Raw genomic sequence first — 4,706 nt, 5'->3', positions numbered from 1 at the left:
TGGAAATCTTCTCTTTGTCTAGCAATATGTTGATGCAATCTAGCTATTTTATTTTGTGCCTTTTTCCAGTTATTAGACCCAATTTCTTTTCTAGCTGCTTTACTTTGTTTTCTAGCTAAATTAGATTGTGCTTTTCTATAGAAATTTGGAACAGAAACAGTCTCACCAGCATTAGTAGTTAAAAACTCTTTTAAACCTACATCAATACCTACAGAATTTTTGATATTATCTGTAGGAATTAAACCCACCCCTTTAGTTCCCCTCCCGGGAGGGGATAGGGGTGGGTTATCTTCCAAACTAAAACTAATATAATAGCCATCAGCTTTTTTGGTTATAGTTGCCGTTTTAATAGTAAATCCATCTGGGATTGGTCTATGAACTATTACTGGAATAGCACCAAACCTGCTAATAATAATTTGTTTACCATTAAATTTAACTGCTGCTTTGGGATGATTAACTCTACTAAAACAAAATGACCTTAATTTGCCAGACTTCTTAAATCTTGGTCTACCAAATCTCTTACCTGTTTTATCAGGAACTAACCAACGTTTCCAAGCTTTATCTAGTCTTTGTAGATTAATTTGTTGAACTTCAGAGTAAATTTCTTTATACTCAGGAAAGAACTGTTTTGTCTGTTTAAGTGCTGATTGCTGAAAATAATAATCTGGTCTAATAGGAATCTCGCCAATTGGACTTGAAACTATTGAGCAGCGGTCAATCGGACATCTAGTTCTATTTAACCAATCTAGTCTTTGACCCAAAGCATAATTCCAGTGTCTTCTCAAAAGTTCTAGCCAATAATCAATTTTAGCTATTTGTTCTCGATTTGGCTTGATTTTGTAGCAATGACTTATGATCATTTTTTTCCTTTTCGACCAGACTTCTATTATAATAGTTTNACTTGAAACTATTGAGCAGCGGTCAATCGGACATCTAGTTCTATTTAACCAATCTAGTCTTTGACCCAAAGCATAATTCCAGTGTCTTCTCAAAAGTTCTAGCCAATAATCAATTTTAGCTATTTGTTCTCGATTTGGCTTGATTTTGTAGCAATGACTTATGATCATTTTTTTCCTTTTCGACCAGACTTCTATTATAATAGTTTGTGTAAAGTTTGTCTATACATAATCAAGAAAACAGGATTAAATATACGAATCAGTCATAACAGATTAAAGTAGGGGCTAAGAGCGAATTGCCCCTACGATTATATGCAGCAGAAAATGAAAAAACGATGACGCAAGTAATAAATGATTTCATAGATTCACTAAAACTTAAAGACAAGAAATCAGAAGAAAAACATAAATCGACACAAAAGATAGCTTGCAGCTCGGCAATTCCCCTCCCGTTAAATCGAAGATTATAACGGGAGACCCCTTGCCGAATCTAGTTGGAACAAAAGACATCTCCGAAAAAACTGGATTTCTGGGTTCGGGTGCATAAGTCCTGATTAATTTCAAATTACCACAGATATGTACTTTTCGGNCAGGAAATGAAAAAACGATGACGCAAGTAATAAATGATTTCATAGATTCACTAAAACTTAAAGACAAGAAATCAGAAGAAAAACATAAATCGACACAAAAGATAGCTTGCAGCTCGGCAATTCCCCTCCCGTTAAATCGAAGATTATAACGGGAGACCCCTTGCCGAATCTAGTTGGAACAAAAGACATCTCCGAAAAAACTGGATTTCTGGGTTCGGGTGCATAAGTCCTGATTAATTTCAAATTACCACAGATATGTACTAATCAATAAATATTTTCTGATAAAACATCATAATTATACCAAATTCAAAAAAGGTTGTTATAGGGAATTGGGAATTGGGAAAAATTAGGGAATTGGGAATATCCTTGCTCTTTATTGAATTTTCCTGTATGGTAAAATCCACGTCTTCCCTAACTACAAAAAAAAGTTCATGTAGTAGTATTTTTTGAAACTGCTATAATAGCGTTTATCAAGTTAGTGAGGTACAGTTATTTTTATTCTTTTCTATCCCCTACTTTCTGAATTATTACCGAATAATTAAGGTTTAAAGCCTCTCCTTTAAAGGAGAAAAAATGAATTGATTTTCCTTTTATTCAATCCTCTCCCTAAAAGGAAGAGGTAATTATCAATTATCCATTATCAATTATCAATTATTGAAGACCTAATTTAACGTCCCTACCTACTCTCTAAAATAAACGAATTTTGTACCTCACTCAGAGATAGGAATTGCTATATTGATCTAGAGGTTATCATATGAATAGGACTTATGCAGAAACCGGATTTATCAACTAAATTTCCTGATTTGAAAAACAATAATCAGAGCAATAAACTCGGTTTCTTGGTAAGCATTCAGCCGTCAGCTCGCCTCTTTCAGAGGAGCTTCGCTAACAGCTCTCAGCTATTGCTTTTAGTGCATATAGGAAAGCTTTATTAATGGAGTCAGATTTTTCTGACTACTCACATATTGCACCCTTGACCTTAAAGTCTATATTTATTTAAACCCCGTCCTTAAGCGTAGGTTTTTCTTGCTGATTGCTGACTGCTAATAGCTGAATGCTTACGTTTATTGTTTGGATGCTTCAGCAATTAACAATTGACAATCTCAAAAGCCCTGTCATCTGAATTATTAATTATTAATTATTAATTATTAATTATCTACGAAAAAAAAGGTTTATGGGTGTGGTGTGTCTAAATTATGATACTATAAAAATCATCAGTAATAGACTAAAATGAAGAAAATTATCAAAGGCTTAGTATGGCAGTATCTATGACCGGAAAATTCTGGTCTCAAGCCTGCCCTTTTAAGGGGATAAAAAAAAGAGAATATTCCTTATATCAAGCCTCTGGCAACAGCCGCGAGTTACTGATAACTGTTAACGCAGTTCCTCCGATAGGAGGCTAACTGTTAACTGAAATGACATTTCCCTCATTAACTGACAAATTTATGGCAATACCTGAATATGATGCAATTGTAATTGGCTCTGGTATCGGTGGTTTAGTTACAGCTACTCAACTTGTAGCTAAAGGAGCTAAAGTTATAGTCTTAGAAAGTTATATTATTCCTGGTGGTAGTTCCGGTTATTTTGAAAGAAAAGGATACACATTTGATGTTGGTGCATCAATGATATTTGGCTTTGGCAAAAAAGGCACAACAAATTTACTTACTCGTGCTTTGGATGCAGTGAATGTTAGTATAGAAACAATTCCCGACCCTGTACAAATACATTATCACTTACCAAATAATTTAGAATTAAAGGTTCACCAAAACTATGAAAAGTTTATCGAAGAATTAACTCAAAAGTTTCCCCATGAAAGGAAAGGAATTAGACAATTTTATGATGAATGTTGGGCAGTATTTAATTGTCTTAATTCTATGGAGTTATTATCTTTAGAAGAACTAAAATATCTCTCCAAATCTTTCTTTCAACATCCTGGGTCTTGTTTAGGGTTATTAAAGTATTTACCCCAAAATGTCGGAGATGTTGCCCGTCGATATATTCATGATTCTGAGTTATTAAAATTTATTGATATGGAATGTTATTGTTGGTCAGTAGTTCCAGCAGATTTAACACCAATGATTAATGCTGGAATGGTATTTTCTGACCGACATTATGGAGGTATTAATTATCCTAAAGGTGGCGTGGGAAAAATTGCACAAAAATTAGTAGAAGGTTTGGAGAAAAATGGAGGAGAAATTCAATATAAATCCCGTGTTAAAAAAATTATCATCGAAAACGGAAAAGCCGTAGGAGTGGAATTAACTAATGGTAAAATTTATCGAGGTAAACGAATTATTTCTAACGCCACAAGATGGGATACTTTTGGCAAATTAGTTCCCGAAAAAAATATACCCTCAAGTGAGATGAAATGGCGGAGTAATTATCAAAAATCACCAAGTTTTTTAAGTTTGCATTTAGGAGTAGAAGCTAAAGTATTTCCTCAAGGTACAGAATGTCATCATATTCTGTTAGAAAATTGGGAGAAAATGGAGGAACCAGAAGGNTCAAGTGAGATGAAATGGCGGAGTAATTATCAAAAATCACCAAGTTTTTTAAGTTTGCATTTAGGAGTAGAAGCTAAAGTATTTCCTCAAGGTACAGAATGTCATCATATTCTGTTAGAAAATTGGGAGAAAATGGAGGAACCAGAAGGTACAATTTTTGTTTCTATTCCGACATTATTAGACCCAAGTTTAGCGCCAGAAGGATATCATATTGTTCATACTTTTACACCTAGTTATATAGAAGATTGGCAAAAATTATCAGCTCAAGAATATGAAGCAAAAAAAGAAGTAGCAGCACAAGGAGTTATTAATAGGTTAGAAAATATTTTTCCCAGTTTAAATGCAGGTTTAGATCATATAGAAGTAGGAACAGCTCGCTCCCATCAAAAATTTTTAAACCGACAAGATGGAACTTACGGACCTATTCCTCAGCGTAAGTTAAAAGGTTTATTAGGAATGCCATTTAATCGTACTCCAATACCTGGTTTATATTGTGTTGGAGATAGTACATTTCCTGGTCAAGGTTTGAATGCTGTAGCATTTTCTGGTTTTGCTTGTGCTCATAGAGTTGCTGTTGATTTAGGATTAAAAAGTAAGAAGTAAGAAGTAATAACAATTTCATAAAATTTTGCTATATTAGTTATTTTTCTAGGAATCATTAGGGGCAATTCATAAATTGCTCCTACAGGAGTCAGGAGTTAGAAGGAAAGCAAATATAT

The 4,706-nt window shown here is 33.9% G+C and carries 2 protein-coding genes and 2 pseudogenes; 2 read left to right on the top strand and 2 right to left on the bottom strand.

Annotation, left to right across the window (positions count from 1 at the left end):
- Positions 1 to 860: RNA-guided endonuclease TnpB family protein (locus AFK68_RS09870; RefSeq protein ID WP_210407327.1), on the bottom strand; the 860-nt coding region annotated here is incomplete at its 3' end.
- A gap of 39 nt (positions 861 to 899) precedes the next feature.
- The coding region (locus AFK68_RS38545) for a helix-turn-helix domain-containing protein (RefSeq protein ID WP_210407329.1) at positions 900 to 1,067 on the bottom strand (168 nt) is incomplete at its 3' end.
- A gap of 1,831 nt (positions 1,068 to 2,898) precedes the next feature.
- Here AFK68_RS38545 and crtH point away from each other — a divergent pair.
- A pseudogene (gene crtH / locus AFK68_RS41435) lies at positions 2,899 to 3,986 on the top strand (carotenoid isomerase); the annotation flags it as partial.
- Between the two features lies 1 nt (position 3,987).
- Positions 3,988 to 4,590 (top strand): annotated as a pseudogene (locus AFK68_RS41430) (carotene isomerase); the annotation flags it as partial.
- Positions 4,591 to 4,706: the final 116 nt, after the last annotated feature.

The sequence above is a fragment of the Hydrocoleum sp. CS-953 genome (assembly GCF_002260545.1).
Lineage (GTDB): Bacteria > Cyanobacteriota > Cyanobacteriia > Cyanobacteriales > Microcoleaceae > Trichodesmium.
The sequence above is the reverse complement of the archived record's forward strand: the minus strand, read 5'-3'. Positions and strand labels throughout refer to the sequence as shown.